The sequence below is a fragment of the Rothia sp. QJM3NY_36 genome, from assembly GCF_056173115.1.
On sequence record NZ_CM149658.1, the window covers coordinates 1,523,061 to 1,549,733 of the forward strand.

20 protein-coding genes and 1 tRNA gene are annotated in these 26,673 nt (G+C 72.1%); 6 read left to right on the top strand and 15 right to left on the bottom strand.

Annotated features, from left to right (window positions below):
• Nucleotides 1-313: 313 nt before the first annotated feature.
• The 4 genes from thrB to argS all read right to left on the bottom strand — a co-directional run bounded on the left by thrB (nt 314) and on the right by argS (nt 5,975).
• The gene (thrB, locus tag AC0VXQ_RS06775; RefSeq protein ID WP_081046360.1) at nt 314-1,375 is read right to left on the bottom strand and encodes a homoserine kinase; all 1,062 of its coding nucleotides are present in this window, start codon (nt 1,373-1,375) and stop codon (nt 314-316) included.
• Between the two features lie 8 nt (nt 1,376-1,383).
• Nucleotides 1,384-2,682 (bottom strand): homoserine dehydrogenase, encoded by a 1,299-nt coding sequence (locus AC0VXQ_RS06780; protein ID WP_058748449.1) that lies wholly within the window; start codon nt 2,680-2,682, stop codon nt 1,384-1,386.
• Between the two features lie 66 nt (nt 2,683-2,748).
• Nucleotides 2,749-4,317 (bottom strand): diaminopimelate decarboxylase family protein, encoded by a 1,569-nt coding sequence (locus tag AC0VXQ_RS06785; protein WP_475528076.1) that lies wholly within the window; start codon nt 4,315-4,317, stop codon nt 2,749-2,751.
• The gene (gene argS, locus AC0VXQ_RS06790) at nt 4,317-5,975 is read right to left on the bottom strand and encodes an arginine--tRNA ligase (RefSeq protein WP_058730959.1); all 1,659 of its coding nucleotides are present in this window, start codon (nt 5,973-5,975) and stop codon (nt 4,317-4,319) included. Before argS ends, AC0VXQ_RS06785 begins: the two co-directional genes overlap by 1 nt.
• A gap of 77 nt (nt 5,976-6,052) precedes the next feature.
• Here argS and AC0VXQ_RS06795 point away from each other — a divergent pair.
• Nucleotides 6,053-6,125 (top strand) — tRNA-Arg (locus AC0VXQ_RS06795).
• Between the two features lie 131 nt (nt 6,126-6,256).
• Here the strand turns inward: AC0VXQ_RS06795 and AC0VXQ_RS06800 are convergent.
• Nucleotides 6,257-6,730, bottom strand: a complete 474-nt coding sequence (locus tag AC0VXQ_RS06800) for a hypothetical protein (RefSeq protein ID WP_058730958.1) — start codon at nt 6,728-6,730, stop codon at nt 6,257-6,259.
• Nucleotides 6,731-6,845: 115 nt separating this feature from the next.
• On the opposite strand from AC0VXQ_RS06800, the gene AC0VXQ_RS06805 reads away from it, so the two are divergent.
• On the top strand, nt 6,846-11,054 hold the full coding sequence (locus tag AC0VXQ_RS06805; protein ID WP_375542922.1) for a DUF3418 domain-containing protein: 4,209 nt from the start codon (nt 6,846-6,848) through the stop codon (nt 11,052-11,054).
• 111 nt (nt 11,055-11,165) lie between these two features.
• Here the strand turns inward: AC0VXQ_RS06805 and AC0VXQ_RS06810 are convergent, their stop codons facing one another.
• Nucleotides 11,166-11,570, bottom strand: a complete 405-nt coding sequence (locus AC0VXQ_RS06810; RefSeq protein ID WP_061225019.1) for an HIT family protein — start codon at nt 11,568-11,570, stop codon at nt 11,166-11,168.
• 38 nt (nt 11,571-11,608) lie between these two features.
• On the bottom strand, nt 11,609-12,262 hold the full coding sequence (locus AC0VXQ_RS06815; RefSeq protein ID WP_058731605.1) for an MBL fold metallo-hydrolase: 654 nt from the start codon (nt 12,260-12,262) through the stop codon (nt 11,609-11,611).
• A 240-nt stretch (nt 12,263-12,502) separates the two neighbouring features.
• Here AC0VXQ_RS06815 and AC0VXQ_RS06820 point away from each other — a divergent pair, with 240 nt between their 5' ends.
• Nucleotides 12,503-12,958 carry a Fur family transcriptional regulator gene (locus AC0VXQ_RS06820; RefSeq protein WP_165590118.1) on the top strand — a complete coding sequence of 152 codons (456 nt, stop codon included), beginning with the start codon at nt 12,503-12,505 and terminating at the stop codon, nt 12,956-12,958.
• Nucleotides 12,959-12,990: 32 nt separating this feature from the next.
• Here the strand turns inward: AC0VXQ_RS06820 and AC0VXQ_RS06825 are convergent, their stop codons facing one another.
• From AC0VXQ_RS06825 to AC0VXQ_RS06850, 6 genes are all read right to left on the bottom strand, one after another.
• The gene (locus AC0VXQ_RS06825; protein WP_081046324.1) at nt 12,991-13,965 is read right to left on the bottom strand and encodes a metal ABC transporter permease; all 975 of its coding nucleotides are present in this window, start codon (nt 13,963-13,965) and stop codon (nt 12,991-12,993) included.
• Nucleotides 13,965-14,834: a metal ABC transporter ATP-binding protein gene (locus AC0VXQ_RS06830; protein ID WP_260007706.1), complete on the bottom strand. Its 870-nt coding sequence runs from the start codon at nt 14,832-14,834 to the stop codon at nt 13,965-13,967. Before AC0VXQ_RS06830 ends, AC0VXQ_RS06825 begins: the two co-directional genes overlap by 1 nt.
• A gap of 82 nt (nt 14,835-14,916) precedes the next feature.
• Complete coding sequence (locus tag AC0VXQ_RS06835; RefSeq protein WP_061225021.1) at nt 14,917-15,864, bottom strand: metal ABC transporter solute-binding protein, Zn/Mn family; 948 nt, start codon at nt 15,862-15,864, stop codon at nt 14,917-14,919.
• 106 nt (nt 15,865-15,970) lie between these two features.
• Nucleotides 15,971-17,044, bottom strand: a complete 1,074-nt coding sequence (locus AC0VXQ_RS06840) for a hemolysin family protein (protein WP_100463038.1) — start codon at nt 17,042-17,044, stop codon at nt 15,971-15,973.
• Nucleotides 17,041-18,444 (bottom strand): hemolysin family protein, encoded by a 1,404-nt coding sequence (locus AC0VXQ_RS06845; protein WP_064725206.1) that lies wholly within the window; start codon nt 18,442-18,444, stop codon nt 17,041-17,043. Before AC0VXQ_RS06845 ends, AC0VXQ_RS06840 begins: the two co-directional genes overlap by 4 nt.
• Nucleotides 18,445-18,593: 149 nt before the next feature.
• Nucleotides 18,594-20,072, bottom strand: coding sequence for a GuaB1 family IMP dehydrogenase-related protein (locus tag AC0VXQ_RS06850; RefSeq protein WP_061225023.1), 1,479 nt, complete (start codon nt 20,070-20,072; stop codon nt 18,594-18,596).
• Between the two features lie 304 nt (nt 20,073-20,376).
• On the opposite strand from AC0VXQ_RS06850, the gene AC0VXQ_RS06855 reads away from it, so the two are divergent.
• The 3 genes from AC0VXQ_RS06855 (at nt 20,377) to AC0VXQ_RS06865 (ending at nt 25,208) form a co-directional block, all read left to right on the top strand.
• The gene (locus AC0VXQ_RS06855; protein WP_061225024.1) at nt 20,377-24,189 is read left to right on the top strand and encodes a multifunctional oxoglutarate decarboxylase/oxoglutarate dehydrogenase thiamine pyrophosphate-binding subunit/dihydrolipoyllysine-residue succinyltransferase subunit; all 3,813 of its coding nucleotides are present in this window, start codon (nt 20,377-20,379) and stop codon (nt 24,187-24,189) included.
• 183 nt (nt 24,190-24,372) lie between these two features.
• Nucleotides 24,373-24,972, top strand: coding sequence for a GDSL-type esterase/lipase family protein (locus tag AC0VXQ_RS06860; protein ID WP_058731525.1), 600 nt, complete (start codon nt 24,373-24,375; stop codon nt 24,970-24,972).
• A 161-nt stretch (nt 24,973-25,133) separates the two neighbouring features.
• Nucleotides 25,134-25,208 (top strand): 50S ribosomal protein bL37, encoded by a 75-nt coding sequence (locus AC0VXQ_RS06865; protein ID WP_099049695.1) that lies wholly within the window; start codon nt 25,134-25,136, stop codon nt 25,206-25,208.
• Nucleotides 25,209-25,384: 176 nt separating this feature from the next.
• Here AC0VXQ_RS06865 and rsrA read toward each other — a convergent pair whose 3' ends face one another.
• Nucleotides 25,385-25,660 (bottom strand): mycothiol system anti-sigma-R factor, encoded by a 276-nt coding sequence (gene rsrA / locus AC0VXQ_RS06870; protein WP_100463040.1) that lies wholly within the window; start codon nt 25,658-25,660, stop codon nt 25,385-25,387.
• Between the two features lie 22 nt (nt 25,661-25,682).
• Nucleotides 25,683-26,369, bottom strand: coding sequence for a sigma-70 family RNA polymerase sigma factor (locus tag AC0VXQ_RS06875; RefSeq protein ID WP_058731284.1), 687 nt, complete (start codon nt 26,367-26,369; stop codon nt 25,683-25,685).
• Nucleotides 26,370-26,673: the final 304 nt, after the last annotated feature.

Genomic DNA, 26,673 nt, shown 5'->3' on the forward strand with positions numbered 1-26,673 from the left:
AGGCGGCGTCGGGGCATCGGTCCCGCACGGCTCCCGCGGGCTGCGGGACGGTCGGTGCGGGTGGGTGGGCCTGGCGTCGGGCCGGGATGGACCTCAGCAGCGGCGACGATGGGAGCGCGTGCTCGTGGGGAGGACGCGGTGTCCGCGGAGATGACGCGAGGGGTCTCGCGACACGGTCGACGACCGGATGGGTGAGGGTCCGACAGCTCGACGTGCGACTCTCCCAGACGGGGAGAGGAGCCAGCCTCGGCAGGCCACGGGGTCAGGGGCTGACCGGGCCGTGCCGTCGAGGAGCGGGGCTGATCTCGAGCCTCTACCGGCGCCGGATCGGGCGCTCCTCGTCCACCAGTGTAACACCGGAGGCGTCGATGGCCAGCCCCTCGATCCGCCAGTGCGGCGCGGCCGGGTCCTGCCCGGCGGCCTCGGCACCCAGGTGCCGCATCTCGCGGGCGGCCTGCTCGGCCCGATCGGCGGACTCGGCCAGCACCAGCACGCTCGGCCCGGCCCCGGAGACCACGGCCGCGAAGCCCCGATCGCGCAGGGCCCGAACCATCCGCGCCGTCGGGACCATGGCCTCGCAGCGGTGCTCCTGGTGCAGGTAGTCCCGGGTCGCGGCCGGCAGCAGCTCGGGGGCCCCGCTCAGGGCCCGCACCAGCAGCGCGGCCCGGCCGGCGTCGGCCGCGGCCAGCGCGTGGGGCACCTGCGCGGGGATCAGCTCCCGGGCCAGCCGGGTGGAGACCTCGTAGTCCGGCACCGCGACCACGGGATGCACGCGCGGATCCACGGGCACCCGGGCGCTGCGCCAGCGCGGCCCCTCGGGGTGCTCCTCGCCCCAGGAGATCGCCAGTCCCCCGAACAGGGACGGGGCCACGTTGTCCGGGTGGCCCTCCAGGTCGGAGCAGACCTGCAGCAGAGCCTGCTCGCTCAGCCGCAGATCCTCCGGCAGCAGGGCGCTGCCGGCCACGACCCCGGCGACGATCGCGGAGGCGGAGGAGCCCAGCCCCCGCGAGTGCGGGATGCGCCCGCGAGCGCGGATGCCCAGCCCCGGCAGCTCACCCGTCAGCCCCGCCGCGGCCCAGGCGGCCCGGATCGCGCGCACGATGAGGTGCTCGGGGGTGCGGGGCACGGTCTGAGCGCCCTCGCCCTCCAGCTCGAAGGCGAGGCCCTCGGCGGTGCGGGTCACCGTGAGCTCGTCGTACAGGCCCAGGGCCAGGCCCATCGTGTCGTAGCCGGGGCCCAGATTCGCCGAGGAGGCCGGGACCCGGAGACTGACCCGCGCGCCGACGGGCACCGCCTCACCGGGGCTGGTCCCGGTGACGGGCCGGCCCGCGAAGGCAGCCGGAGAGGGAGACGGGGTCTGGTCCGAGCGGTGCATGGCCGGCCTCAGTCCTCCACCCGGATCACCGAGGTGATCGCATCCACGGCGTCCAGCCCGCGCAGCTTCTCGATGGTGGCCCGCACCCGCCGGTCCGCGGCCCGGTGGGTGACCACCCGGATCGTGGTCTCCGGCTGCCCGGCCCCGCGGTGGGGGCCGTGCTTGGTCTGATGCATGGTCCGGATGGAGACCCCCTCCTCGGCGAAGACCTGGGCCATCCCGGCCAGCACCCCGAGGCGGTCCTTCACCTGCAGCCCCATCGTGTAGCTGGAGACCACATCCTCCGGCCCGACGGCCGGCAGCTGGGCGTAGGAGAAATCCGGGACGGCCGGGCCGCCCAGCACCACCCGTCGGGCCAGGGAGACCAGGTCCCCCATGACCGCCGAGGCCGTGGGTGCCCCGCCCGCGCCGGGCCCGTAGAACATCAGCTGGCCGGCGTCGCGGGAGTGGACGAACACGGCGTTGAAGGCCCCGCGCACGCTGGCCAGGGGGTGCTCGTTCGGCACCAGGGTGGGGTGCACGCGGATGCTCACGCCCTCCTCCAGCCGCTCGCACACCGCCAGCAGCTTGATCACGCAGCCTTCGGCCTGCGCGGCGGCGACGTCGGCGGCGGTGATCCCGGTGATGCCCTCGCAGTGCACGTCCTCGAGGGTGAACTCGGCGTGGAAGGCCAGGGAGGCGACGATCGCGGCCTTCGCGGCGGCGTCGTGACCCTCGACGTCGGCGGTCGGATCCGCCTCCGCGTAGCCCAGGCGCTGGGCCTCGGCCAGGGCGTCGTCGAAGTCCGCCCCGGTGGTGTGCATCGCGTCGAGGATGAAGTTGGTGGTGCCGTTCATGATCCCGAGCACCCGCTCGACCTGATCCCCGGCCAGGGAGTCGCGCAGGGGCCGCAGGATCGGGATGGCCCCGGCCACCGCGGCGTCGTAGGACAGCTGCGCCCCGGAGGCGTCCGCCGCGCGCTGCAGCGCGGCACCCTCGCGGGCGAGCAGGGCCTTGTTCCCGGAGACCACGTGCTTGCCGGCGCGCAGGGCCCGCAGGATGCGGGTGCGGGCCGGTTCGATGCCGCCGGTCAGCTCCACGACGACGTCCGCGGCGTCGATCAGCGCGTCCGCGTCGGTCGTGTACAGCCCGGCCGGGGCGGCGTAGTCCCGGGGCGCCTGCGGATCCCGCACCGCGATGCCGATCAGGCGCAGGGGCGCACCGACGCGCTGGGTCAGCTCCTCGGCGTCCTCCAGGAGGATCCGGGCGACCTGGGAGCCGACGGTGCCGGATCCCAGCAGGGCGACGGACAGGGGCGTGTCGTTCATGGGCTCTCCTCGGGAGGGGTGCGGGGCGGGGGCTCGGTCGGGATTGGGGACGTCGGGCGGGGCGGCTTACAGCTCGGCGTCGCGGTCCAGCAGGTCCTGGATGCTCTGTCCGTGCACGATGACCCGGGGTTCGCGCCCGGCAGCGACGGCCACCACCGGGGGGCGAGTCAGGAAGTTGTAGTTGGAGGACAGGGACCAGCAGTAGGCGCCGGTGGCGGGCACGGCCAGCAGGTCCCCGGGGGCGAGGTCCGCCGGGAGCAGGCAGTCGCGCACCAGGATGTCCCCGGATTCGCAGTGCTTGCCGACCACCCGGGAGAGCACCTGCTCCCCCGCCGGGGGGCGATCCGCGCGGGTCACGGTGTACTCGGAGCCGTAGAGGATCGGGCGGGCGTTGTCCGACATGCCGCCGTCCACCGCGACGTAGCGGCGCACCGCCGGCTGACCGGCGTCGGCGGCGACGTCGGAGTCGGCCGCGGCCTCCAGAGCGACGTCCTTGATCGTGCCCACGGTGTAGAGGGTGACCCCGGCGGGCCCGGTGATCGCCCGGCCGGGTTCGAAGGACAGGTGCGGCAGGGGCAGCTCCAGCCGCGCGCAGGCCTCGGCCACCGAGGTCGCGATGGCCCGAGCCAGGTCCTCGATGGGCCTCGGGGAGTCCCCGGCGACGTAGCCGATGCCGTATCCCCCGCCCAGATCAGCTTCAGGCAGGACCCGGCCCAAGCGATCCCGCAGCCGCGCCATCGTCGCGAGCACGCGGCGGGCGGCCAGATCGAAGCCCTCCGGGGCGAAGACCTGGGAGCCGATGTGGCAGTGCAGCCCCCGCAGGTCCAGGTGCGGCAGGTGCTCGGCCAGCTCCGCGGCCAGCTCGGCCACGGAATCCTGGGGAGCCTCCTGCCGGCCCGGCCAGGCCTCGGCGCGCACCGCGGCCGGGATCTGCGCCCAGGCCAGGCGGGCCGTGTCCGGGGCGAGGGAGAGGCCGAACTTCTGGTCCTCGTGGGCGGTGGCGATGAACTCGTGGGTCTCGGCGTGCACCCCGGGAGTCACCCGGATCATCACCGGCGCGGTGACTCCCAGCTGCCCGGCGATCCGCTCGATCAGCAGCAGCTCCGGCACGGAGTCGGCGACGATGCGGCCCACCCCGGCCTCCAGGGCCTGCCGGATCTCCCGGGTGGACTTGTTGTTCCCGTGCAGGGCGATGCGGGCGGGCTCCATCCCGGCGGCCAGCCCCAGGGCCAGCTCGCCCCCGGAGGCGGTGTCCAGGTTCAGCCCCTCCTCGCGGGCCCAGCGCACGATGGCGGCGCACAGGAAGGCCTTGCCGGCGTAGTAGACGCTCACCTGCGCCCCGTGCTCGGCGAAGGCTCGCTCGAAGGCCGTGCGGAAGGCCGCGGCGCGGGCGCGGAAGACCTCCTCGGACTCCACGTACAGCGGGGTGCCGAAGCGCTCGGCGAGCGCACGGGCGCCGTGCCCGTCCAGAGTCAGCTCACCGTCGGCGGCGCGCCGGAAGGAGTCCGGCCAGATCACGGGGTCCAGGGCCGCCGGGTCCGGGGTCACTGCATCCGGGGTCAGTGCATCCGGGCTCGGCGGGTCCGTCCGCGCGGCGGGCGCGGAGGGGACGCTCGGGTCGGGCTGCCCGGGCATCACATGCGCTCCGGGGCGGACACGCCGAGCAGACCCAGCCCGTTGGCCAGGACCTGGGCGGTGGCGTCGTTCAGGGCCAGGCGGGTGCGGTGCACCTCGGAGACCTCGTCATCGCCCTGGGGCACGACGCGGCAGGAGTCGTACCAGCGGTGGTAGGCCCCGGCCAGGGCCTCCAGGTAGCGGGCCACCCGGTGGGGTTCGCGGAAGTGCTGGGCCTCGGCCACCGCGCCGGGGAACTGCCCGAGGGCGGCCAGCAGCTCCTCGTCCGCCGGACCGGAGAGCAGGGCGGCGTCGAAGGTGCCGGCATCGCGCATCACCCCGGCGTCGGCGGCGTTGCGGGCCACGGCCCGGGTGCGGGCGTGGGCGTACTGGACGTAGAAGACCGGGTTCTCGTTGGAGCGCTTGGTCAGCACGTCCAGGTCCACGTCGATGTTGGAGTCCACGGAGTAGCGGGTCAGCTCGTAGCGGGCGGCGTCCACCCCCACGGCTTCCACGAGGTCCTCCAGGGTCACCACGGTCCCGGCCCGCTTGGACATGCGCACGGCCTGACCATCCTTCACGAGGTTGACCATCTGCCCGATCATGACCTCCACGGCGTCCGGGTCGTCCCCGATGGCCGCGGCGGCGGCCTTCAGCCGGGCGATGTACCCGTGGTGATCCGCGCCGAGCATGTACACGGCCAGGTCCGCCCCGCGGGCGCGCTTATCCGCGATGTAGGCGATGTCCCCGGCGATGTAGGCGGCGTTGCCGTCGGACTTGATGACCACCCGGTCCTTGTCGTCGCCGTAGTCGGTGGAGCGCAGCCACCAGGCGCCGTCGGCGAAGTAGAGCTTGTCGCTGGTCTTCAGCTGTTCCAGGGTGCGTTCCACGGCCCCGGAGTCGAACAGGGAGTTCTCGTGGAAGAAGACGTCGAAGTCCACGCCGAACTCGTGCAGGGAGGCCTTGATCTGGGCGAACATCAGCTCGACGCCGTGGGAGCGGAAGACCTCCTGCGGGTCGGCGGCCTCCAGGGCGTCGGGGGCCTCGCGCAGCACGTCGGCGGCGATGTCGTGGATGTACTGCCCGCCGTATCCGTCCTCGGGGGTGGCCTCCCCGCGGGCGGCGGCCAGCAGGGACTTGGCGAAGCGGTCGATCTGGGTGCCGTGGTCGTTGAAGTAGTACTCACGGGTCACGGTGGCCCCGGAGGCCTCGAGGATCCGGGCCAGGGAGTCCCCGACGGCGGCCCAGCGGGTCCCGCCCAGGTGGATGGGTCCGGTGGGGTTGGCGGAGACGAACTCCAGGTTGATGTGGGTGCCGGACAGGTCCCGGCTGCGCCCGTAGGCCTCCCCCTGCTCGAGGATCGTCGCGGCCAGCGCGCCGGCGGCGGCGGCGTCGAGCCGGATGTTGAGGAAGCCGGGACCGGCGATGTCCACGGCGGCCACGCCGTCGATCGCCTCGAGGCGGGTAGCGAGGATCTGGGCGACCTCCCGGGGGTTGCGGCCCACCCGCTTGCCCAGCTGCAGGGCGATGTTGGTGGCCCAGTCCCCGTGCTCGCGGCTCTTGGGCCGCTCGATGCGCACCTCGGGGCGGGCGGCGCCCTCGGAAAGCGTCAGCTCCTGGGCCTGCAGGGCCTCGTCGAGGGCGGCGGATACGGCGCGGGTCAGTTCTTCGGGAGTCACGGTGTGCCAGTCTACCGAAGGCCGCGCCCGCCCCGTGGTGCGCGGCGCCCGGTTTTCCTGGTACGCTGTTCTGCGTTGCCCTCGTAGCTCAGTGGATAGAGCGCCTGCCTCCGGAGCAGGAAGTCGTAGGTTCGAATCCTATCGAGGGCACTTTCCATGCCCGGATGCGGCCGCGGCGACGCCGTCTCGCGGACCGGATCGTGCTTCGCGCGCCGGATCATCCGGTCCACGTCGCACGATCCGGCTCGCGAGTCGCTCGATGCCGCATCGGCGTCCGCGCCTCACTCCACCGTCCAGAGGCCGACGCTGGCCAGCACCGCGAACAGCGTGCCCCACAGGATGATGGACACGCACTGCCAGGCGATGATCTTCGTGCGGTTCGCACCCATGCCGGCCATCATCGCGGAGGTGATCTGGCTGGGCAGCACCGTCTGCCCCAGCAGGGACACCCCGGCCACGCCGTACTTGTCGAAGAGCCGGTCGAAGCGCTGCCGCCGTCGGCTCGGCGTGCGAGGCTCGCGCCGGGCGGTCACCGCGCCGCGCACCCGCCCGGCGCCCAGCACCAGCACGATCATGCAGATCATGTTGCCCAGCGAGGCCGCGGCGACCGCCAGCACCGGGTTGACCCCGGCGAGCACACCGACCGCGGAGCCGAAATAGGACTCCACGAAGGGGATGGCCCCGAGGCCCGCGAGCGCGAGGATCCTGAGGATCGCAGGGATGGTCTCGACGACGTGCTGGAGGTTCTCGATCATGGTCTCGAGGCTAGGAAGAACCCCGCGCCGCCCACATCCGCCCGAGGGATGAACTCTCCCTCCGCCTCCGGGAGGAGGCCGCCCCGCGGGCGGGATCAGTAGGATGGCAGGAAGTATGTCGAACAGCTCCCCCTCCCCCGCCGCGGGCGCGCCCGCGCCCTCCGATTCCGCGCCCTCCCGCCCCGAGATCGCCTATCCGGAGGCCCTGCCGGTCTCCGCGCGCCGCGAGGAGATCATGAACGCGGTCCGGGAGCACCAGGTCGTGATCATCGCCGGGGAGACCGGCTCCGGGAAGACCACCCAGATCCCCAAGATGCTGCTGGAGCTGGGCCTGGGCGAACGCGGGAGCATCGGGCACACCCAGCCGCGGCGCCTGGCCGCCCGCTCCGTGGCCGAGCGGATCGCCGAGGAGCTGGGCGAGCCGATCGGGCAGACCGTGGGCTACCAGGTGCGCTTCACCGCGCAGACCTCCCAGGCCACCCGGATCAAGCTGATGACCGACGGCATCCTGCTCGCGGAGATCCCGCACGATCCGCTGCTCAAGCGCTACTCGGCGATCATCATCGACGAGGCGCACGAGCGCTCCCTGAACATCGACTTCATCCTGGGCTACCTCAAGCGCATCCTCCCTCAGCGCCCGGATCTGAAGGTCGTCATCACCTCGGCGACCATCGACCCGCAGCGCTTCGCCCGGCACTTCGCGCCCAGCTTCGACCCGGTGGCCGAGCACCCCGAGGACGAGCCGATGCCGGCCGACGCCGCCCCGATCATCGAGGTCTCCGGGCGCACCTACCCCGTGGAGATACGGTACCGTCCGCTGACCGAGGACCCCGCGCTGCCGGATGAGGAGGACGACGTCGCCGGGGAGGACCGAGACCCGCTGGAGGCGGTGTGCGACGCCGTGCTGGAGCTGGCCGACGAGGCCCCCGGGGACCTCCTGATCTTCTTCGCCGGGGAGCGGGAGATCCGCGACGCCGAGGACGCCCTGACGGATCTGGTAGCCAAGGACCGCAGGCTCACCGGCACGGAGATCCTGCCGCTGTTCGCCCGGCTGTCCATGGCCGAGCAGCACCGGGTCTTCCGCCCCACCGGGGCTCGGCGGCGGATCGTGCTGGCCACCAACGTCGCCGAGACCTCGCTGACCGTTCCCGGGATCAAGTACGTGATCGACCCGGGGACCGCCCGGATCTCCCGGTACTCCACGCGCACCAAGGTCCAGCGCCTGCCCATCGAGCGGATCTCCCAGGCCAGCGCGGCCCAGCGCTCCGGGCGCTGCGGGCGCGTCTCGGACGGCATCGCGATCCGGCTGTACTCGCAGGAGGACTTCGACTCCCGGCCGGCCTTCACGGACCCGGAGATCCTGCGCACCAACCTGGCCGCGGTGATCCTGCACACCATGAGCATCGGGGTGGTGCGCTCCCCGCGGGATATGGAGCGCTTCCCCTTCGTCCAGCCCCCGGCCCGCCGGGCCATCGGCGACGGCGTCGCGGTGCTGCGCGAGCTCGGGGCGCTGAAGGAGAGGATCGAGGACACCCCCGGGGACGACGCCGCCCAGGCCCCCCGGCGCGGCGCCGGGAAGGGCAGGCGAGGCGGCCGGGGCCGGACCCGCGGCGGGCGCGGCGCGGGGGCCTCGCCCCTGACCGCGATCGGCCGGCGCCTGGCGGCCTTCCCCGTGGACCCGCGCCTGGGCCGGATGATCGTGGCCGCCCAGGAGCTGGGCGTGGCCAAGGAGGTCATGGTGCTGGCCGCGGCCCTCACCATCCAGGATCCCCGCGAGCGCCCCGCGGACAAGCGCCAGCAGGCCGATGAGCTGCATGCCCGGTTCCGGGATGACCGCTCGGACTTCTCCAGCTTCCTGCTGCTGTGGCAGCACCTGCAGGAGAAGCAGCGGGAGCTGTCCTCCAGCCAATTCCGGAAGCTGTGCCGCCGCGAGTTCATCAACTACGTGCGGGTCCGAGAGTGGCAGGACCTCTATGAGCAGCTGCGCCAGCTGGGCCAGCAGGCCGAGGTGCGCGTCGGGAAGGGCCGGGACATCGACCCCGGCGTCAACGAGGAGGCCGTGCACCGGGCCCTGCTGACCGGGCTGCTCAGCCACGTCGGGCTGCGCGATGAGCGCAAGCGCGACTACCAGGGGGCCCGCGGCACCCGCTTCGCGATCTTCCCCGGCTCGGGTCTGTTCAAGAGGAACCCGGACTGGGTGGTGGCCGCGGAGCTGGTGGAGACCTCCCGGCTGTGGGCCCGCACGGTCGCGGCCGTGCGCCCGGAGTGGATCGAGCAGGCGGCCGGGAACCTGCTCAAGCGCACCCACTCGGAGCCGCACTGGTCCGCCCAGCGCGGCTCGGTCATGGCCTACGAGAAGGCGACCCTGTACGGCGTGCCGGTCTACGCCGAACGTCCCGTGGACTACTGGCGGATCGACCCGGAGCTGTCCCGGGAGCTGTTCATCCGCAAGGCCCTGGTGGAGGGCGATTGGCGCACCCGGCACCGCTTCTTCCGGCGCAACCAGCAGCGCCTGGCCGAGGTCGAGGCGCTGGAGGCCCGGCTGCGGCGTCGGGACCTGCGGGTCGACGACGACGCCCTGTACGCGTTCTACGACGCCCGGATCCCGGCCGAGGTGGTCTCCGAGCGGCACTTCGACCGCTGGTGGAAGCGGGCCCGGCAGGAGGATGAGCACCTGCTGGATCTGGATCCGGAGCGGCTGGTGGACGCCGAGGCCGCCGAGTACGACGAGTCCGCCTTCCCCCGGGTGTGGGAGGTGGACACGGAAGACTCCACGCTGCGCCTGGACCTGCGCTACGAGTTCGCCCCCTCCGCCCCCGGCTCGGCGCAGACCAGCGCGGACGGGGTGTTCGTGCAGGTGCCCGTGGTGTTCCTGAACCAGCTGCGCCAGCGGCCCTTCGAGTGGATGATCCCGGGGCTGCGCACCGAGCTGGTCACGGCCCTGATCCGCTCCCTGCCCAAGGCCGTGCGCAAGTCCTTCGTGCCCGCCCCGGACGTCGCGGCCGCCGCCGTGCAGCGCCTGACGGAGGAGTTCGACCCCCAGACCGATGATCTGCTGAGCTCCCTGGAGCTGGCCCTGCGCCGGATCCGGGGCGTGGTGATCCCGCCGGGGTCCTGGGACTGGTCCAAGGTCCCCGAGCACCTGCGAGTCACCTTCCAGGTCCGGGATCCGCGCAACCGGGTGCTCGGCGAGGGCCGGGACCTGGAGGCCCTGCAGGAGCGGCTGGCCCCGCAGGTGCGCGAGGCCCTGGCGGCCTCGCTGGGCGCCTCGGCGGACGCGCTGCAGCGCATCGCCGCCGCGTCGGGCCCCGGTGGTCGAAACGGTGCCGGGCAGAAAGGCGCGGGTCGGTCCGCGGGCGCCGGTCACGACGGCGCGCCCGGCACGCGCGCTGACCGGAGGCCGCAGCCGGGTTCGGGGGCGGACCGGGCGTCGTCGGCCGGGGGGCCTGCGGTGCGGGAGGTCGGCGGTCTGCGCGACTGGCCCGAGCAGGAGGTGCCCACCCGCATCACCCGGGAGGTGGCCGGCCAGGTCATCGAGGGCTTCCCCGCCCTGGTGGATGAGGGGCAGACGGTGGCCGTGCGCGTGCTGGCCACCGAGGCTCAGCGGGCCCGGGCCCAGCGGGCCGGGGTGATCCGGCTGCTGGCCCTGAAGGTGCCGAGCCCGCAGAAGTACGTCTCGGATCATCTGCGCAACGACGAGAAGATCGTGTTCACCCAGAATCCGCACGGCTCGGTGGAGGCGCTGATCGCGGACTGCACGGTCGCGGCCCTGGACAAGCTGACCCCGGATCCGGCGCCGGTGCGCCGCGAGCAGTTCCAGCGGCTGTTCGAGCACGTCCGGGCGGAGCTGATCGACACGGTCTTCGAGCTGACCTCCCTGGTGGCCTCGATCCTGAAGGAGGCCACCGCGGTGCGCCGAATGCTCAAGTCCGGGGCCTCGCTGGCGGTGGTGACCGCGTACAACGACGTCAAGGCGCAGCTGGAGCACCTGATCTACCCCGGGTTCGTGGCGGCCACCGGGTATGCGCACCTGGTGCACCTGCCGCGGTATCTGCGGGCCATGCGGGTGCGCCTGGAGAAGATCGGCGAGCGGGTGAACCGCGACAACCAGCTGATGCTGCAGGTGCAGGAGCTGGAGGACGCCTACGACGCCGCGGCCCAGCGGCACGCCGTCGACGGCGCGGTGCCCCCGGAGCTGGCGGAGGTGGGCTGGATGCTGGAGGAGCTGCGGGTCAGCTTCTTCGCCCAGGAGCTGGGCACGGCACGGCCCGTCTCGGTCCAGCGGATCCAGAAGGCGCAGAAGGCGGCCCTGGCCGGGCTGTGAGCGCCTTCGGGCCCGGCAGCGGCCCGGCGGTGAGCGCTCCTCAGGCCGATGCCCGCCCGACCGTGCGGCGGGGCGGGCATCGTCAGAGGGGGTGGGTCGAGCCCGGGGCGCTCAGTCCTGCTCGGCCAGCGCCCGGCGGATGCGGACCTGGGCGCGGTCCATGGACTCCTCGGCGGGGTCCTGGTCCACGTTGGCGAAGTCGAACTCCTCGATGGAGTCCGTGGGCCACACGTGCAGGTGGGTGTGCGGGACCTCGAAGCCCTGGATCATCAGGCCCACCCGGCGCGGGGAGTACGCGGTGCGGATCGCCCGGCCGATGCGCCGGGCCACGTCCATCAGGTGCTCGGCCAGCTCCTCGGGCAGGTCGATCCAGTGGTCCACCTCCTCGCGCGGGACCACCAGCACGTGCCCCTCGGACAGGGGCTGGATGGACAGGAAGGCCACGCAGCGCTCGTCCTCGTAGACGAAGCGCCCGGGCAGCTCGCCCTGGATGATCTTGGTGAACACGGTGCTCATGGACGGCTCCTCGAAGGGGTCGGAACAGCGGGTGGGGGTCAGGCCTCGACGCTTTCGCGCGGGTCCAGGTGCCGGTAGGCGGTGCCGTAGCGGCCGCCGAAGTTCTGCACGTGCCCCTCGATCATGCTCCGGCCGTTCTCGGCCAGCAGGGCGTCGTGGATCGGGTAGGCGTGCTCGGCGCCGACGGCGATGACGAAGTCGATGACCTCCTGGATCTTGTTCCAGGGCGCGTGGATCGGCACCAGCAGGGTGCGCACCTCGGCGTCGTCGGGCACCACGAAGCTGTCGCCGGGGTGGTAGAGGGTCCCGTCGATGAGGTAGCCGACGTTGGCCACCACGGGGACCAGCGGGTGGATCAGCGCGTGCTGTCCGCCCACCCCGCGGATCTGGAAGGGCCCGGCCTCGAAGCTCTCCCCCGCCACGGCCTCATGGATGCGCGCCGGATCCGCCACGGCCTCGCGCAGCTCCTCGACCACGGCGCCCGGGGCCCAGACCTGCACCTCGGGGTGCTCGGCCAGGAAGGCGTGCACGGGCTCGCGGTCGTAGTGATCCGGGTGCTCGTGGGTGATCAGCAGGAACGAGGCGCCGTTCAGGGCCTCGGGCAGCTCGGAGAAGGTGCCGGGATCCAGCACGAGCACGGTCCCGTCCTTCTCCAGCCGGATGCACGCGTGGGAGTACTTGGTCAGCTTCATGCCTCCCACCCTAGCCCCGATCAGCACAGCCCCGAACAGCTCAGCACCGACCGAACCGACCCCGACGCCGATCCCCGCCCAGGCTGCTCGCGGATCCGGGACCGCGGGCACGCCGAGGACGAACGCCGATGGCGTCGCGGTGCTCTCACGCGGCACAATGGCGGGAAGCGCCCGGAACCGGCCGAGAGCGGTCGGGCCGACGGACGCGCAGCTCAAGGCACGAAGGTACAGGGGGAGCACGTGAGCACGGCGCAGCGAGGCGGGACGGCGACGGACCGGGAGCACCGGGGCCAGGGGCAGCCGGTGCGGGCCACACCCCAGCGCCGGGCCGTCACGAGCAGTCTCGCCGAGCTGGACGGCTTCCACTCCGCCCAGGACCTGCACCGGCTGATCACCGAATCCGGGAAGAAGGTCTCCCTGGCCACGGTCTACCGGATCCTGCAGTCCCTCGAGGAGGCCGGCGAGGTGGACGTGCTGCCCGGGGAGGGTGGGCAGGCCCTGTACCGCCAGTGCGCGGCCGAGGAGCACCACCACCACCTGCGCTGCCGCTCCTGCGGCCGGGCCGAGGACATCGGCGCCGACGTCGTGGAGGCCTGGGCCGAGCAGATCGCCGGGCGCTACGGCTACACCGACATCCGCCACGTCGTGGAGGTCTCCGGGATCTGCGCCCAGTGCGCCGCCGCCCAGCGGCACTGAGACGAACCCGATCCGAGCGAGGCCGGTGGGGCTCAGGAGGCCCGGTGCCCGCGGTCGGCCACCGCCTTCTCCGCGGTCGTCTCCTCCGCCGGGGTGCGGCGTCCCGAGGCGCTGTGCCGACGCCGGATCGCCTGGATCCCCGTGCAGACCAGGAAGATCGCGAAGGAGATCGTCGTGACGTAGGGGCTGATCGGCAGGGAGCCTGCCAGGGCCAGCAGGATCCCGCCCACCATGGCCACCTCAGCGAACAGCACCGAGAGCAGCACCGAGCGCACCGGGGAGGCCGTGAGCCGGTTGGCCGCCGCCGCCGGGGTGATCAGCAGGGCCAGCACCAGCAGCGCCCCCACCACCTGCACGGACAGTGCCACCGCGACCCCCAGCAGCAGCATGTACACCAGGGACAGCGCCCGCAGCGGCACGCCCTTGGCCGCGGCCACCTGCGGGTCCACGCTGGCGAAGGTCAGCGGCCGCCACAGCAGCAGCAGTCCCCCCACCACGACGACGGCGCCCAGAGCCATCTCCCCGATCTGGGCGGCGTCCACGGAGACGATCTGGCCGGTCAGCAGCGAGAAGCGGTTGGCCGAGCGCCCCTGGTACAGGGACAGGAACAGGATGCCCAGGCCCAGCCCGAAGGGCATCAGCGTGCCGATCACCGACTGCTGGCGGCTGGTGCGCGAGCCCAGCAGCCCGATCAGCAGGGCCGCGGCCACCGAGCCGACCAGGGATCCGGTGACCACATCCGCGCCGATCAGCAGGGCCAGGGCCGCCCCGGCGAAGGAGAGCTCGGCGATCCCGTGCACCGCGAAGGCGGAGTCCCGCAGGGTCACGAACACCCCGGTGACCCCGCCGATCACCGCGAGGATGGCCCCGGCGATGATCGAGGGGTACAGCAGCTGCAGCAGCTCGCCGTAGTCCTCGAAGACGAAGACCCGCTGCCAGAAGCCGGTCTCCTGGCCCAGCAGGACGGACCCCGGGTGCGCCAGCGCGGCGAGGATGGCCGGTGACATCAGCGCATCCCCTCCGCATCGAGCTCCCGGGGTGCTGAGCCTGCGCAGTGCGGGGTGGCGGCGTCGTGCTCGGGCCCGCCGACCACGATGTAGCGCCCGCCGGAGCGCAGCACCTGCACGGGCGTGTCGTACAGGGCGGAGAGCACCTGCCCGCGCATCACCTCCGGCACGGTCCCCACGGTGAACCGGCCGTTGGCCAGGTACAGCACCCGGTCGACGTCGTCGATGATCGGGTTGATCTCGTGCGTCACGAAGACCACGGTGGCACCCTCGCTCCTGCGGTAGTCCTCGATCAGTCCGCTGACGGCCTCCTGGTGGCGCAGGTCCAGGGAGAGCAGGGCCTCATCGCACAGCAGCAGCCGCGGCCGGGCGGCCAGCGCCTGGGCGACGCGCAGCCGCTGCTGCTCCCCGCCGGAGAGCAGCCCCACGGGCACGTCCGCGTAGTCGGCGGCCCCCACCTGCTCCAGCAGCTCCTGCACCCGGGCGCGGCGGGCCCGCGAGGGCCACCCGGTGCCCCAGCGGTGCCCGTCCAGGCCGAGGCGGACCATGTCCTGGGCGCGCAGCGGGGTGTCCTGCGGCAGGATCCGCTGCTGCGGGATGTAGCCGATGCCGGGATCCCCGCGGTGCGGGGCGTGCCCGAGGACCCGGACCCGCCCCTCGGACAGGCGCAGCAGGCCCAGGATGGTCTGCAGCAGGGTGGACTTGCCGGAGCCGTTGGGCCCGAGCACTGCGAAGTACTCCCCCGGCGCGATCTCCAGGTTCAGGCCGCTCCACAGGGTGCGCTGGCCGAAGGAGAGCCGGGCGTCCCGGAAGGAGACGGCGGCCGGCTGGGTTCCGGGGGCTGGGGCGGGACGGGCGACGGCGTTCACGACGGGGGTCGGTGCTCCTCACGGGGGTCGGGGCTGGGGTGTCGGGCAGGGATGGACGCCTGGACTGCGGGGCGCGCTCCGCTCAGGCGAGGGCCTTGCGCAGGTTCTCGATGTTGCCGCGCATCCAGCTCAGGTAGTCCCTGCCCTCGGGAAGGGTCTCCGTGAAGTCTACGACCGGCACGCGCGCGGACTCGGCGGCGGAGCGCAGCTGCCGGGTCTGGGCCGTCTCGGTCTGCGGGTTGAAGGCCAGCAGGTCCAGCGATCCGCCGTCGATGATCCGGTGGACCTCGTTCAGCGTCGCCGCCGGCACATCCGACTCGGCCTCGACCGCCGAGGAGAAGGCCTCCGGGGTCTCGTTCTTCATCCCCGCGGCATCCAGCAGCCGGTCCGGGACGGGTTCGGTGGCCAGGTAGGTGCGTCCGGAGGCGCCGATGCCCTTGAGGTCGGAGCTCAGCTCATCGAGCTTCTGCTCGTAGGCCTGGGCGCGGTCGTGGTAGTCCTGCCGGTGCTGCTCGTCGATGCTCCCGAGGTCCTCGGAGATGGCGTGGGTGAGGTTCTTCATCGCGGAGACGTCGTACCAGACGTGCTCGTTGAAGTCCCCGTGATCGTGGTCGTCGTGCTCGTGGTCGTGATCGTGCTCCTGGGTCTCGGCGGCCTCCTCGGCCCCGGGCAGCCCGGAGACGGCCACGGCGTCGATGACCTTACCGTCGGCGCCCTCGGCGGCCTCGGACATGAAGGGGTCGTAGCCGCCGCCGTTGAGCACCACGAGGTCCGCCCGGCTGATCTTCAGCTTGTCCTGGGCGGTGGCCTCATAGGAGTGGGGGTCCTGGCTGGTGGAGTCCACGATCGCGGTGACCTGCGCGTCGTCGCCGGCCACCTGGCGGGCGATGTCGGCGTAGACGGAGGTGGTGGCCACGATGGTGGGCTTGCCCGTGTCCTGCCCCGCGTCCTCCTGCTGCGACGAGCAGCCGGACAGCGCGAGCACCGCGCAGCCCAGCCCCGCGACGATCCCCGCGGCGATCTTCCTCATGGCCTCCCCCTCGACGACGGACCGGACGGTCGGCGCCCGGCTTTGTTGTGAACGATTCGCAGCAAGCATCGCACTTGCTGCGAACCGTTCGCAAATCAGGAGGGGCTCACGAGCCCTCGGGGGCCCGCACGCTGCGGCGGCGGCCCATCGTCTGCGTCGAGTCCCGCACCTCTCCGATCAGCTCCTCCAGGACGTCCTCCAGGAACAGCACCCCGATGGTCTCCCCGCCCCGGGCCACCACGCGCGCCACGTGCCCGTGCGTGCGCTGCATCGTGGCCAGGGCGTCCTCCACGGTGGTCTCCGGGCGCAGGTTGATCAGCGAGCGCACCCGGGTCAGCGGGGTGGGGTCACGGTAGCGCTCATCCGGGATGGACAGCACGTCCTTGACGTGCAGGTAGCCCAGATAGGTTCCGTCCTCGGATTCCAGCACGAAGCGGGAGAAGCCGGTGCGGCCCACGGCCCGCTCCAGATCGTGCGGGGAGCTGTCCGAGGGCAGGCACAGCACCTGGTCCACCGGAACCATGACGTCGCTGACGGTCTTCTCGGAGAACTCCAGGGCGCCCGAGAGCATCCCGTCCGCGTCCGTGACCAGGCCCTCCGCGGTGGACTCCTCGAGGATCGTCTGCAGCTCGTCGGCGGTGAAGGTCGAGGAGACCTCGTCCTTCGGCTCGATGCGCATCAGGCGCAGCGCCGCGTTCGCGATCCAGTTCATGAACCAGATGATCGGGCGCACCAGCCGGGAGATGACCACCAGCACCGGGGCCAGCCACAGGGCGGCGCGGTCCGCGGTGGACACGGAGATGTTCTTGGGCACCATCTCCCCGAAGATCACGTGGGCGAAGGTGACCACCAGCAGCGCGATGAGGAAGCCCGTGAGGTCCGCGGCGGATTCGGCCAGCCCGAGGTGCATCAGCGGCTCGGCCACGAGGTGGTGCACGGCGGGTTCGGCGACGTTGAGGATCACCAGCGAGCACACGGTGATGCCCAGCTGGGAGCAGGCGAGCATGAGGGAGACGTGCTCCATGGCGCGCAGCGCGGTCTGGGCGCGCTTGTTCCCGGCTTCGGCCAGGGGCTCGATCTGCGAGCGCCGGGCGGACATGATCGCGAACTCGCTGGCCACGAAGAAGGCGTTGCCGATCAGCAGCACCACGAACCAGATCAGGGCGGTCCACTCGCTCATGCCGCACCTCCTTCGCGTCGGGGCTCGGGGGCGGCCGGCAGGCCCCCGGGGGTCGTGATGGCCCGCTCGGGCCCGAGGTCATCGCCCACGGTCTCCTCCGGCTCCTGCCGGGCCGGGGTGAACAGGATGCGGTCCACCCGGCGGTGGTCCATCCGCTCGACCTCCAGGATCCCGGTGTCGATGGCGACTTGGTCCCCGACCTGCGGGATCCGGCCCAGCCGGTCCATCATGAACCCGCCCATCGTCTCGTAAGCGGGGTCCTCGTCGATGTCCAGCGGGGTGACCCGCTCGGTCACCTCGTCCGGGCGCAGCAGGCCCGGGAAGTGCCAGCGCCCGTCGGCGGTCTCCAGCACCCCGGGCACGACGCGGTCGTGCTCGTCGGCGACCTCCCCGACGATCTCCTCCACGAGGTCCTCCAGGGTCGCGATGCCCGCGGTGCCGCCGTACTCGTCCAGCACGACGGCGACCTGCAGGTTCCCGGCGCGCAGCTCGCGCAGCAGGGCGTCCAGGTGCATGGTCTCGGGAACCCGCAGCACCTCGTCCATCAGGGCCCCGGCCTCGACCTCCTCGCGCTTGGCCGGGGGCACGCCGACGGCGCGCTTGATGTGCACGACCCCGCGCACGTCGTCCTGGTTCTCCTCGAACAGGGGAAAGCGGGAGTGCCCGGTGGCGCGGGCCTCGTCGATGATCTCCTGCACGCTGGCGGTGGTGGGCAGCATGTCCACCTGGCGCCGGGCGGTCATCACGTCCGAGGCCGTGCGCTCGGAGAACAGCAGGGTGCGGGCCACGAAGTTGGCGGTCCCGGCGTCCAGGGTCCCGAGGTCCGCGGAGCGGCGGACCATCGAGGACAGCTCCTCCGGCGAGCGGGCCCCGGACAGCTCCTCCTTCGGCTCGATGCCCAGCCCGTGCAGCACCGCGTTGGCGGTGCCGTTCATCAGCACCACCAGCGGCTTCATCACGGCGGTGAACATCAGCTGGGGGCGGGCGATGGCCCGGCCGACGGGGTAGCCCACGGAGATCGCGAGGTTCTTGGGGATCAGCTCGCCCATGGCCATGGAGAGCATGGTCGCCACGGTCATGGACAGCACGAAGGTCAGCGGGCGGGTCAGGGAGGGCTCCAGGCCGAGCGCCGCGATCGGCTCGGCCAGCAGCCCCTGGATGCCGGCGTCGAGGGTGTAGCCGGTGAGCAGGGTCGTGATGGTGATGCCCAGCTGGCAGCTGGACAGCTGGGTGGACAGGGACTTCAGGCACCGCAGCAGCGGCTCCGCCTTGGCGTCCCCCTCCTCGATCTTCCGGACCACCGTGGACTGGTCCAGGGCCACCAGGGAGAACTCGACGCAGACGAAGAAGCCGTTGCCGAGGATGAGGATCAGTCCGGCGAGGACGAGCAGCCATTCCACGGGCTCAGCGTCCTCCCTCGGCGGGGCCCCGTCCCGAGGGACTCGGGTGCAGGAGGGGCGCGGGCGGGTGGGAGACGGGACTCAGCGGGTCATCCATAGTGCGCCCAGTCTAACCGCACGCGGCCGGCTTCGGGCTCGGTCTCGGGCGCTCAGACCGTCCAGGAGCGCTCCCGGGGCCGGCCCTCGTCGTAGCCGGCGGCGGACTGGATGCCGAACACGGCCCGCTCCCGGAACTGCGCGAGGTCCGCGGCCCCGGCGTAGGTCATCGACGAGCGCACCCCGGCGGTGATCGCATCCAGCACGTCCTCCGCGCCGGGCCGCTCGGGGTCCAGGTACATCACGGAGGAGGAGATGCCCTCCTCGAACATCGCCTTGCGCGCCCGCTGGAAGGCCTCCTCCGCGCGGGTGCGGTGGGAGACGGCGCGGGTCGAGGCCATCCCGAAGCTCTCCTTGTACCGACGTCCTTGCTCATCCGTGAGCAGGTCCCCGGGGGACTCGTAGGTCCCGGCCAGCCACGATCCGACCATGACCTGGCTGGCCCCGGCGGCCAGGGCCAGGGCCGCATCGCGCGGGTGCTTGATCCCGCCGTCGGCCCACACGCGGGCCCCCAGCCGCCGGGCCTCGGCGGCGCATTCCAGCACGGCCGACAGCTGCGGGCGGCCCACGCCGGTCATCATGCGGGTCGTGCACATCGCCCCGGGGCCCACCCCGACCTTGACGATGTCCGCCCCGGCCTCCACGAGGTCGCGGGTGCCGGCCGCGGAGACCACGTTCCCGGCGGCGATCGGCACCTGCGGATCCAGGGCCCGCACGGCGCGCAGGGCACGCAACATCTTCTCCTGGTGCCCGTGGGCGGTGTCCACGACGAGCACGTCGGCCCCGGCCGCCAGCAGCCCCTGCGCCCGCTCGGCGACGTCGCCGTTGATGCCCACCGCGGCCCCGACCAGCAGTCGGCCGCGGGCATCCAGGGCGGGTTCGTAGATGCTCGCGCGCACTGCCCCGGCCCCGGAGAGCACGCCCCGGTAGACGCCGTCGGCGACCACGACCAGCGGCTGGTCCCCGGTCTCCTGGCTCAGCGCGTGCAGGCGCTGCAGCAGCCCGGTGCGTCGGGCCGGATCCTGTTCGCGCAGCGCGTCCAGCTCGCGGTGCTCGATCGTGTGGGCGACCGGGCGCATCACGGTCTGGACGTAGCCGAACCGGTCCTGGGCGCGGCAGTCCGCGGGCGCCAGCAGCCCCATCGGGCGCCGCTGGGCATCCAGCACGACGGCGGCGGCCTGGTTGCGCTTGCCGAACAGGTGCTGGGCCTCGTTGATGGTCGTCTCGGGGCTCAGGGTCACGGCCGACTCCACGAAGGGGTCCCGCCCCTTGACCCAGCGCAGCACGTCCGCGGCGACGTCGGCGGGGACGTCTTGGGGCAGGATGCCGATCGCACCGCGTCGGGCCAGGGTCTCCAGCATCCGCCGGCCGGTCACGGCGGTCATGTTCGCCGCGATGACCGGCACCGTGGTGCCCACGGCATCATCCGGTCGCAGGTCCACGGCGAAGCGGGAGGGCACCTCCGAGCGGGAGGGCACCAGGAAGACGTCGTTGTAGGTCAGATCGGAGGTGGGCTGGTTCAGGAATCGCACCCCCGCAGTCTACGGGACCCCGCTATGCCTGCCGTCACACCGGGCCCGGGGCTCGCATCCTGAGGCCCCGGGGCCCGGGAGTGGCCGGGAACGCGTCGGGCTCATAGACTGGAACGGTGATTCCGGCCGCACCGGGGCAGTGTCGCCCGATGCCGGCCGCTGCAGGAACCGCGTCCGATGTCGCCCCCGCGCGCGGCACACGCGGGCATCCCTGCTGCGGGATCCGCCCCGCGGTGCGCGACACCGGCTGCCCGAGAGCCGGCGCGCCGCAGAAGCATCCAGCCAACGGAAGAGGCGTGACCAAGTGCCAGATCAGCCACAGCACCAGATCCCCGAGGAGTTCGCCGGCAACGAATGGCTCGTGGACGAGCTGTTCGAGAAGTACCAGCAGGACCGGAACGCCGTGGACGAGAAGTGGTGGCCCATCTTCGAGCAGATGCAGGCCGCGGAGTCCGGCAAGCGCGGTGTCGACGCCGCAGCCCCCGCCGCGAAGACCTCCTCCGCGAAGGCCCCCGCTGAGAAGGCCTCCCCCGATCGCGCCCCGCAGCGCTCGTCGGGTGCGGCGGCGAAGGCGTCGGCCCCCGCCGAGCAGCCGGAGGCCCGCACCGGGGCGGGCAAGAAGGAGACCGAGGCGCCGAAGCAGGCCGGGACCCGGGAGAAGCGCTCCGGGCAGAAGCCGATCCCGGCCCAGCTGCCGCACAGCGAGCGCGAGGAGCAGGAGGAGTCCCAGGACCGGGTCACCGCCCTGCGCGGACCGGCCAAGGCGATCGCGTCGAACATGGAGGAGTCCCTCCAGGTGCCCACCGCGACCACGGTGCGCGCCGTGCCGGCGAAGGTGCTCATCGACAACCGCACCATGATCAACGACTACCTGCGCCGCTCCCGGGGCGGGAAGATCTCCTTCACCCACCTCATCGGCTACGCCGTGATCAAGGCGCTGAAGGAGTTCCCCTCCCAGAACGTCACCTACGGCCAGGACGAGAAGGGCCGCCCCGCCGTCGTGCAGCACGCGCACGTGAACTTCGGGCTGGCCATCGACATGCCCCGCCCGGACGGCTCCCGCAACCTCGTGGTGCCGAACATCAAGGCCGCCGAGACCCTGAACTTCGCCGAGTTCTGGGCCGCCTACGACGAGATGGTCGCCAAGGCCCGGGAGAACAAGCTCTCCGTGGAGGACTTCAAGGGCACCACCGCCTCCCTGACCAACCCGGGCGGCATCGGCACGGTGCACTCGGTGCCGAGGCTGTCGGCCGGGCAGGCCTGCATCATCGGTGTCGGGGCCCTGGACTACCCGGCCGAGCGCCGCGGCTCCTCCCCCAAGGTGCTGGCCCGGGAGGGCGTGTCCAAGATCCTGACGCTGACCTCCACCTACGACCACCGCGTGATCCAGGGGGCCGGCTCCGGGGAGTTCCTGAAGCTGGTGGACCAGTACCTGCAGGGCGAGCACGGGTTCTACGACGAGATCTTCGAGGTCCTGCGCATCCCCTACGAGCCGGTGCGCTGGGCCGTGGACAACCAGGTCAACCCGGAGACGGAGATCAACAAGGTCGCCCGGATCCAGCAGCTGATCCACGCCTACCGGGTGCGCGGCCACCTCATCGCGGAGACCAACCCGCTCGAGTACGTGATGCGCAAGCACCCGGACCTGAACATCGCCACCTACGGGCTGACCCTGTGGGATCTGGACCGGGAGTGGCCCACCGGCGGGTTCGGGGACGCCTCCCGGCTGCCGCTGCGCACCATCCTGCAGCTGCTGCGCGACGCCTACTGCGGCACGCTGGCCGTGGAGTACATGCACATCGAGTCCCCGCAGGAGCGGGAGTGGTTCCAGCAGCAGCTGGAGCACGGCTACACCAAGCCCAGCCGCGAGGAGCAGCTGCGGGTGCTGGGCAAGCTCAACGCCGCGGAGGCCTTCGAGACCTTCCTGCAGACCAAGTTCATCGGGCAGAAGCGCTTCTCCCTGGAGGGCGGGGAGTCCCTGATCCCGCTGCTGGACTCCATCATCTCGGGGGCCGCGGACAGCGCCCTGGCCGGGGTCGGCATCGGGATGGCCCACCGCGGGCGCCTGAACGTGCTGAGCAACATCGCCGGGAAGTCCTACGCGCAGATCTTCCGCGAGTTCGAGGGCGAGCAGGACCCGCGCCTGGTCGGCGGCTCCGGGGACGTGAAGTACCACCTGGGCACCGAGGGCGTGTTCACCTCGGATTCCGGGAACGAGACCCAGGTGTACCTGGCCGCGAACCCCTCCCACCTGGAGGCCGTGGATCCGGTGCTGGAGGGGATCGTGCGGGCCAAGCAGGACCTGCTGGACCAGGGTGCGGAGGGCGAGGCCGCCTACGGCGTGCTGCCCATCCTGGTGCACGGGGACGCGGCGATGGCCGGGCAGGGCATCGTCGCCGAGACCATGCAGATGTCCCAGCTGCGCGGGTTCACGGTGGGCGGCACGGTGCACATCGTGGTCAACAACCAGGTCGGCTTCACCACGACCCCCGGTGAGGGCCGCTCCTCGACCTACGCCACCGACGTCGCCCGGATGGTCCAGGCCCCCGTCTTCCACGTCAACGCGGATGACCCGGAGGCCGTGGTGCGCGTGGGCCGGCTGGCCTTCGAGTACCGCCAGCGCTTCCACCGCGACGTCGTCATCGACCTGCTGTGCTACCGGCGCCGCGGACACAACGAGGCCGACGACCCCTCGATGACCCAGCCGCAGATGTACCAGCTGATCGAGGCCAAGCGCTCGACCCGCAAGCTGTACACCGAGTCCCTGGTGGGCCGCGGGGACATCACCCAGGAGGAGGCGGACCGGGCGCTGAAGGACTACCAGGAGCGCCTGGAGCGGGTCTTCAAGGAGACCCACGAGGCCCAGCAGTCCAAGGCGCCCCTGGTCACCGGGGACGCGGCCGCGGTGTCGAACATCGAGCGTCCGGCGGCCCAGCAGATCGAGGACTCCGTGTACACCCCGGAGACCACGGCGATCCCGGCCGAGGCCGTGGCCCGCGTCGGGCAGGCCCACGGGCAGGCCCCTGAGGGCTTCCAGGTGCACAAGAAGCTGGGTCAGCTGCTGAAGAAGCGCCAGCAGATGGCCGAGCAGGGCGGGATCGACTGGGGCATGGGCGAGCTGATCGCCTTCGGCTCGCTGCTGATGGACGGCTTCCAGATCCGCATGTCCGGGCAGGACGTGCAGCGCGGGACGTTCACCCAGCGCCACTCGGTCCTGCACGACACCCGCTCCAACGCCGAGTGGGTGCCGCTGACGCACCTGTCCGAGGACCAGGGCAAGTTCATGATCTACAACTCCCTGCTCTCCGAGTACGGGGTGCTGGGCTTCGAGTACGGCTACTCCGTGGAGCGCCCGGACTCGCTGGTGGTGTGGGAGGCGCAGTTCGGCGACTTCTTCAACGGCGCCCAGACGATCATCGACGAGTTCATCTCCTCGGCCGAGCAGAAGTGGGCCCAGCGCTCCTCGCTGGTGCTGATGCTGCCGCACGGCTACGAGGGGATGGGTCCGGATCACTCCTCGGCGCGCATGGAGCGGTTCCTGCAGCTGTGCGCGGAGTCGAACATGACCGTCGCGGTGCCCTCGACCCCGGCCAACCACGCGCACCTGCTGCGCCGGCAGGCCTACTCCCGCCCGCACCGTCCGCTGGTGATCATGACGCCGAAGCAGCTGCTGCGCCTGAAGGCCGCGACCTCCTCGGTCGAGGACTTCACCCAGGGTGAGTTCCAGGAGGTCATCCCGGATCAGGGCGGGCTGACCGACGCCGCGGTGAAGAAGGTCGTGCTGGTCTCCGGGCGGCTGTACTACGACCTGGCCGCCCGCCGGGAGAAGCTGGGCCGCCAGGATGTGGCGATCGTGCGGGTCGAGCAGCTGTACCCGCTGCCGGCGGATCAGATCAAGGAGCAGCTGGCCCGCTACGCCGGGGCCGAGGTGATCTGGGCCCAGGATGAGCCCGCCAACCAGGGTCAGTGGCCCTTCATGGTGGTCAACCTGCTGCCGCTGCTGGATCGGCAGGTGCGGCTCATCTCCCGTCCGGCCTCGGCCTCCCCCGCCACCGGGGTGGGCAAGCGCCACCAGGCCGAGCTGGAGCACCTGGTCGCCCAGATCTTCGAGAGCTGACCCGAGGCACCTCCCGGCGCGCCCGTCCCCGCGGGGGCGGCGTGCCGGGAGGTGAGCCTGTGCCGCAAACCGTCTATCGTGGGGTCCTGAAGACCCGGCCCGCACGCTGTCCGTCGGGGCCGCCTCCTTCGGGGCGGCCCCCGTCCGGGTCAGCGGGACGTCCAAGACGACAGAAAGAGACTCGTGGAGCAACGAAACATCCGCATCGTGGCAGTCGGCGATGACCTCCTGGCCGGGATCGGCGATCCCCGCGCGCTGGGCTGGTTCGGCCGGGTCATGGCCCGCACCCCGCGGAACGTCGCGCCCCTGGTGTCCTACACCCTGGCCGCTCCCGGCGAGGGCAGCGAGGCGCTGAACGAGCGCTGGTTCGAGGAGGCGAGCCGCCGCTTCGCCGCGGGGGCGGATAACCGCTTGGTCATCGCACCCTCGGCCTTCGACATCGACACCGGGATCACCTCGGCCCGCAGCCGCCTGAACCTGGCCAACATGGTGGATCTGGCCTCCCAGAACAGCATCAAGGTGCTCGTCGTCGGCCCCCCGCCCACGCTGGATGCTGAGCGCAACCGGCGCATCGCGGACCTGAACGCCGCCTACGCGGACGTGACCACCCGGCGCCGCCACGTGTACGTGGACACCTTCAACCCGCTGCAGCACCACGAGCAGTGGCGCCAGGACCTGGCGGCCAACGACGGTCGGCCCGGTCAGGCCGGCTACGGGCTGATGGCCTGGCTGGTGCTGCACCGCGGCTGGTACTCCTGGCTGCAGCTGCCCGAGCAGCACTAGCCCAACGACGCCGCCGCGGTGCCGACCGAGCACTCCCGGGTGCACCGGGTGCCGCGGGTGTGCCAGAATGGTGGGAGGTGCCCGCGGTGCGCGGGCGAACACAGACCCCGCTTCCGCCCACCCCCGGGCCGGGCGGAGCATGCTATGAAGGAGGCCCGCTGATGAGCAAGCGCGGACGCAAGCGCAAGGATCGCCGCAAGAACGCCGCCAACCACGGCAAGCGGCCCAACGCCTGAGGACGCCGCGGCGGTCGATGACCGCAGCGGCACGCGAAGGGGCCGGGAGGATCAGTTGATCCTCCCGGTCCCTTCGCGTCTCTGCCCTTCCGTGTCTCTGCGGCTTCGGGCCCCCGCCCCGCCGCTCCCCCGCCTCCCGGGACACCGGGTCTCGACGGGGCGCGGCGCGGGATCAGTCAGTGGCCGTGGTCGGCGGTCTGGGGGCTGGCCCGCACGGCGTCGATCTTGGCCAGGATGGACTCCTTCAGCGCCTCCGGGGCGGGTTCGGCGCACGAGCGGCGCACGGCCGAGCGGATCAGCCGCTCGAGGTCGTACTCCCGGGAACAGGTCTCGCATTCCTCCAGGTGCGCACGGATCTCCACGATGTCCTCGGCGGACAGGGCCCCGTCGAGGTACTCGTAGATGCGGTGCATCTGCTCCTCACGGCACTGCGCGTCCTTGCACTCGGACATGGTCCTCACTTCCTTCGGGTTCTCACTGCCGGGCCCCGTCCGGGGCGCCGTCGGCAGCCGGTGTGCTCTCGGTGCCGCGCGATCGGCCGGAACGGCCGCCACGGCGAGTCGAGGTCTTGGGTGTGGTGTCGAAGCCGCGCTCGGCGGCGTAGTCGGAGAGCTTCTCGCGCAGCAGCCGACGCCCCCGGTGCAGCCGCGACATCACGGTGCCGATCGGGATGTCCAGGATCTCGGCGATCTCCTTGTACGCGAAGCCCTCGACGTCCGAGTAGTACACGGCCATGCGGAAGTCCTCCGGGATCGCCTGCAGGGCCTCCTTCACGTCCGTGTCCGGCAGGTGATCCAGGGCTTCGCTCTCCGCGGACTTCAGCCCCGTGGAGGTGTGGGCCGAGGCCTGCGCGAGCTGCCAGTCCTCCACGGTGTCCGTGTTGGCCTGGTGCGGCTCCCGCTGGCGCTTGCGGTAGAGGTTGATGTACGTGTTCGTCAGGATCCGGTACAGCCAGGCCTTCAGATTCGTGCCGGGCTTGTACTGGTGGAAGGCGGAGAAGGCCTTGGTGTAGGCCTCCTGGACGAGATCCTGCGCGTCGGCCGGGTTGCGGGTCATCCGCAGGGCGGCAGCGTAGAGCTGGTCCAGGTATTGCATCGCGTCCCGCTCGAACCGGAGCTTGCGCTCCTGGGCCGATTCCTGGGACAGGTCGATCGTGTCCACGGATTCCCTTCGCCTCGCCGTCGGTGTGCTCGTCGCTCCAGTCTACGAGACCGGGAGGGTTCGCTCCCCTGCTCGCCCGCATCGCCGGGCACCTCCTTTCCGTGGGCGCTGGCCGCGCGCCGACGCCATCGGCTTCGGCGCGTCTCGTGCAGTCCAACAACCGGGATCCCGGGGCGTATTCCGCCGGGAGCCCGAGGCGATCCCGACACCGAGACCCGGCGTCGGCCCCGCTGCGGCACCCGTGGATCCGATCACATAGACTGGGCAGGGAAACCACGCGGGTGCGCCGCGACCCGGCCCGAAG

What these genes read in the sequence shown, in the direction of transcription:
- thrB (WP_081046360.1), bottom strand. Translation starts at nt 1,375, where the DNA reads ATGCACCGCTCGGACCAGACCCCGTCTCCCTCTCCGGCTGCCTTCGCG.
- AC0VXQ_RS06780 (WP_058748449.1), bottom strand. Translation starts at nt 2,682, where the DNA reads ATGAACGACACGCCCCTGTCCGTCGCCCTGCTGGGATCCGGCACCGTC.
- AC0VXQ_RS06785 (WP_475528076.1), bottom strand. Translation starts at nt 4,317, where the DNA reads ATGCCCGGGCAGCCCGACCCGAGCGTCCCCTCCGCGCCCGCCGCGCGG.
- AC0VXQ_RS06800 (WP_058730958.1), bottom strand. Translation starts at nt 6,730, where the DNA reads ATGATCGAGAACCTCCAGCACGTCGTCGAGACCATCCCTGCGATCCTC.
- AC0VXQ_RS06805 (WP_375542922.1), top strand. Translation starts at nt 6,846, where the DNA reads ATGTCGAACAGCTCCCCCTCCCCCGCCGCGGGCGCGCCCGCGCCCTCC.
- AC0VXQ_RS06810 (WP_061225019.1), bottom strand. Translation starts at nt 11,570, where the DNA reads ATGAGCACCGTGTTCACCAAGATCATCCAGGGCGAGCTGCCCGGGCGC.
- AC0VXQ_RS06815 (WP_058731605.1), bottom strand. Translation starts at nt 12,262, where the DNA reads ATGAAGCTGACCAAGTACTCCCACGCGTGCATCCGGCTGGAGAAGGAC.
- AC0VXQ_RS06825 (WP_081046324.1), bottom strand. Translation starts at nt 13,965, where the DNA reads ATGTCACCGGCCATCCTCGCCGCGCTGGCGCACCCGGGGTCCGTCCTG.
- AC0VXQ_RS06835 (WP_061225021.1), bottom strand. Translation starts at nt 15,864, where the DNA reads ATGAGGAAGATCGCCGCGGGGATCGTCGCGGGGCTGGGCTGCGCGGTG.
- AC0VXQ_RS06840 (WP_100463038.1), bottom strand. Translation starts at nt 17,044, where the DNA reads ATGAGCGAGTGGACCGCCCTGATCTGGTTCGTGGTGCTGCTGATCGGC.
- rsrA (WP_100463040.1), bottom strand. Translation starts at nt 25,660, where the DNA reads ATGTCCGAGTGCAAGGACGCGCAGTGCCGTGAGGAGCAGATGCACCGC.